Source organism: Parapedobacter sp. SGR-10 (genome assembly GCF_011030405.1).
Classification (GTDB): Bacteria; Bacteroidota; Bacteroidia; order Sphingobacteriales; family Sphingobacteriaceae; genus Sphingobacterium.
In genome coordinates this window covers 1-4,233 of record NZ_JAAJTJ010000048.1, presented here as the reverse complement: position 1 = coordinate 4,233, position 4,233 = coordinate 1, and the positions used below count along the sequence as shown (strand labels likewise).

The window sequence follows — 4,233 nt, the reverse complement described above, 5'->3', positions numbered from 1 at the left end:
GTACTTGAGATTTGTACTGCCTCCGTTCATGGAAAAATCATATTGCTGAAATTTGGCTGTACGTGTGATCTCATCAAACCAATCGGTGTTGGGCAATTTGTCTGCATCGTCACCCCAAAAATCATAATTGTAGTAGGTGCCGTCTGGTTTTTGCAAGGCGTAATAGTTATTGAAATCCTGTTGTGCCAGTTTATGCCATTGGTAATAGTTGAGTCCATCTAGGAAATAACCAAGTTTATTGTGGTATAGGTTGTCGAGATTTTGCTTAAAATCACCTCCTTGGGCTTGAACCAATCGGTGCATCTGCCCTTCGGTCCATAATTCCTTGTACTGTTCTGCTGTTACAAATTCAGGCTTTACGGCAGAAAAAATATTAGATACACCTCCCTGTGCGGAAAAATTGAAGCGCATACGGTCGGCAGCTACTCCTTGTTTGGTGGTAATGACGATCACACCGTTGGCACCTTGTGATCCGTATAGCGAAGCCGAAGCGGCATCCTTGAGGATCGTGATACTGGCAATGTCTGCCGGGTTGATCGTAGCCATTGGACTAGAGACTGCTCCGCTATGTCCTGTCGTATTTTCCTGGTCGAATACCACCCCATCAATAACATATAGAGGCTGGCTAGACGAATTCATCGAACCAAACCCCCGTAAGCGTACCTCGGCGATATCGCCCGGTTGGCCGGAGGAGGAGAGGGACAGGCCGGGAGTGAGTCCACCCAGCGCATTTTCAAAAGAACCCACGGGCCTGTTGGCAATATCGCTAGAGCTGATGACATTGGCCGACCCTGTGTATTCTTCTTTATTGATATTACCATATCCTGTTACGACGACTTCGTCGATTTTGTTTTCCAAGGATACCAGTGTTACCTGTATATTTCTCCTGTTGTTGACCTCGATGATCTGAGGCTTCATGCCCAGGAAACTGAAATTTAGTTTTAGTCCTTCCTTTGGGGTTACTTTAATAGAATAGGCACCGTCTTTGTCTGCTAATACTGAATTGTTGGTACCTTCTTCTCGGATGATGGCTCCATACAAGGGGACATTGTCTTGATTGTATACATAGCCTTTTATTTCCACTTGTTGTACGGATTGGTTGACCGTAGACGATGGAAATGTAGCCTCGTATTCCCAAATGTGGGCCTCGGTCGGCTTAATTCCGGCCAACGAAACTGCCGGAATTAATAAGATGTGGAAGAGCAGGGATTTGGGTGGCATGTATTTTTGCCGGTTCCTGCTCCGCATCGTGGATTTGTCTCTCATTGATTTTATCTTAGTTGATTAATTATTTCAGTTTTTATTTTTCGAAAAGGAGATAATATGCACCCATATTTGTCAGGTCTTTGTTGTTGTAGACGCGTTCGTCATTTTCGATTCTCCAATTGCGGACTCCCGGTCTTCCATACACCATTTGAGCACTGCTGTGTCCCGCTTCGGGAACATTGATGATGCTCCAGTTGAATTCATAATTCTTTTTGCGGGCTATGACTTGTGAAGTATTGAAAAACTTCCAAGCACGATCGAACCGGTTGATCCCTTGGATAAAGACAGGATGGTTTTTGGCCAATTTTCTGTCGGGTACGGTGTCGTTTGTCCCGATGAGGATGGTCATCTTGCGCTTGAAAAATGGAACCAGGTGCCCCTCCGTCGCAAAAGGTGTATCCTTGATAGAATAAGGCCAGCTGGGGGGATCGGCCAGTTCTCCTGATGCGGTATAAAGACCTTTTTCTTCCGGATAGGTATAGTTGCCCGGATTGGCTGCAACAGCTTTGCCTACACGGGCTTCGGGTGTCGCCAGCAGAAATCTGTGTACGAACTGTCCTCCAGCGGAATGGCCAAACATATCATAGGTTTCTGCAGTATTGCCTGTGCATTCTTTAAAATAATCAAAGATAGGCTCTATGATCTGGTAGGTCCAGGTTTCTCTCGGCTTGAGGATGAACTTTTTGGGATCTTCGGAAACACCACCAAACTGATAGCCGTTTTCCTTGTATCCATTGGCATGTGTGAACTGGGGTGCTAAGACGATAAAACCATATTCTTCGGCCAGATTGCGCCATACGCCCCTTTGTATCAGTCCGCTACGTTCGGCACCGTGCATCGAAAAGAGTACCTTCATTTTCTTGATGTTGCCCCGCGTCGGAATATAATAGAACAGTGTAACAGGCTTGTCGCTCAATGGGCCGTATCCTGTGTATTCAAATGACCCGGCCCCTCTTTTGAATGGATTGTCTTTCTTTTGAGCAAGTAGTGTTGAGCTAGCTAAAAGGCTGACAATGGTGAATAGTAAAATTGCTTTTTTTGTCATAGTTTTTTGGTTTTTACTTAAATATTAAATCAAAAGCACAGTTAACACCTGTATTAGAAATAACTGTAGGATTGGACACTGCTCTTCCGTAAACCATGCGAATGGTAGAGTGCCCTGCATCTGTGACCTCCGCTTTCTGAAAATTGTAAGGCACATCCAAACTCTCGGCGATGCGCTTGGTCTCGGCATGAAAGAAGCGACCTCTTGCCAATCGATGTGGGCCTTGGGCATTTGAAGGAGCATCCTTGGGTAGACTGGAATCGTTTTCGTCCGTATCCAGCTGCCCTAGTTGTATCCAGAGTTTTTTGGAAAGGAACTGCACCAATGTGTTTTCGGTATTGAATGGGCTGTTTTTGACGGCATAAGGCCATCCGTAAGCTATGTCGTCTGCACCTATAATGCCCTCTATGTACGGAAAGGTCCACGAACCGGGATTGGCGGCGACGGCGGTATTGACCCGTGCATCGGGCATGGCCAACAGGAAGCGGTGCACAAATTGCCCTCCGGCCGAATGACCAAACATATTGTAGGTAGTCGCTTTACTGTCAGTTTCTTTTTTGAAGTAGTCAAACAGCGCTTCTATGGTTTGGTAGGTCCATTTTTCTTTTGGGTTTAGGGTCTGGAAAGAGCTGGATGTGAATACGCCACCGAATTGGTAATTATTCTCATTATAGCCATTTGCATGTGTGTATTCGGGCGCGATCACGATGAATTCGTTGGCTTCGGCAAAGTATTTCCAGGCGTTACGTTGGATCGTACCGTCCCTTTCGGCCCCATGCAGGGAAAACAGCACAGGCATTTCTTCTATATTACCTTTGGTAGGGATATAGTAGTGTACGGTAATGGGCTTGTCGGCCAATGGGGCATATTTGGTGTAGACAAAGGAATTGTCTCCCCGCTTGACAAAGACACCGTCTTTGGGTGTTTTTCCGGGAGGGATGATATCACCCGGTATTGGATCTCCACTTGAGGAACAGCCTGAGAACAAAAAGGATAAGAGGACAACCATGCTCCACAGCACCTTTAATTTATTCAGTCCAACATTTCCTCTTTGTTTTTTTATTGTTTTCTTCATATTCTTGTCGTTTCTTGATTAAAAATTCATATTCAGCCCAAGTGTAAAAGTCGTGGCGCTTGGGTACTTCGCCGGCATCACAAAACCATCTAGCTGCAAATCGGGGTCATACCCTTTCAACGTCGTCCAAACCCATAGATTTTCGGCCTGCCCGGAGAGTGATACACTGTTGATGCGTAGCTTGCGGAATGTATTCGGTGCAAAGGTATATCCCAGCTGTATGTTTTTAAGTTTGAGGTAATCACCTTTATACAGATACCTTGTGGATGATCCCGGAAATAGCTGCCCATTTATACGGATACGACTGCTGGCATATATATTGTCGGGGGTCCAACGGTCCAATTGGCTCACATCTATATTATAGTCCATCGACTGACCGTCTATTCCGGTTCGGGATTTTCTGCCATCCAATACATGGTGTCCCCAGCCGTAGGTCAACAATGTCGTTAGTTCCCATCCTCGAAAGCTAAATGTATTGGTAAAACCTCCCGTTGCGGTCGGTATTCCTTTGCCTATTACGTGGCGGGATGAGGGATAATCGCTGTTCGCAATGATTTTATTGCTAAACTTGTCATAGGCGTAAAACAATAGCTGCCCTGTATGGCTGTTGATTCCTGCAAATTCGTTCAGAAACCAAGAATTGACACTTTCTCCGTTGCGCATGATGTGCGTATCGATGATGTCCTGTTCAAGACCATAGTAATGGACACTCAGCGTGGCGATGTTTGCCTGGATGTTCCAGTTGAACAACTTATCAATGATATTGGCATTCATATCTACTTCAACACCCTGGTTAAGGATACCTGCCGTTGTATTCATCAGCATGGTATTGTAGCCGGAAACTTTC

General features: G+C 45.5%; 4 protein-coding genes. All 4 read right to left on the bottom strand.

Annotation, left to right across the window (positions count from 1 at the left end; all coding sequences use genetic code 11):
* Nucleotides 1–1,266, bottom strand: a 1,266-nt coding sequence (locus G5B00_RS17660; RefSeq protein ID WP_163878744.1) for a TonB-dependent receptor plug domain-containing protein, incomplete at its 3' end; no start/stop codon positions are given.
* 34 nt (nucleotides 1,267–1,300) lie between these two features.
* Nucleotides 1,301–2,311 (bottom strand): hypothetical protein, encoded by a 1,011-nt coding sequence (locus G5B00_RS17655; protein ID WP_163878741.1) that lies wholly within the window; start codon nucleotides 2,309–2,311, stop codon nucleotides 1,301–1,303.
* Nucleotides 2,312–2,324: 13 nt separating this feature from the next.
* On the bottom strand, nucleotides 2,325–3,386 hold the full coding sequence (locus G5B00_RS17650; protein WP_163878737.1) for a hypothetical protein: 1,062 nt from the start codon (nucleotides 3,384–3,386) through the stop codon (nucleotides 2,325–2,327).
* Between the two features lie 18 nt (nucleotides 3,387–3,404).
* On the bottom strand, nucleotides 3,405–4,233 hold an 829-nt coding region (locus G5B00_RS17645; protein ID WP_205966471.1), incomplete at its 5' end, for a hypothetical protein.

Bases quoted from the DNA above. Each gene is read 5' to 3' on its own strand.
- G5B00_RS17655 (WP_163878741.1), bottom strand. From the start codon at position 2,311: ATGACAAAAAAAGCAATTTTACTATTCACCATTGTCAGCCTTTTAGCT.
- G5B00_RS17650 (WP_163878737.1), bottom strand. From the start codon at position 3,386: ATGAAGAAAACAATAAAAAAACAAAGAGGAAATGTTGGACTGAATAAA.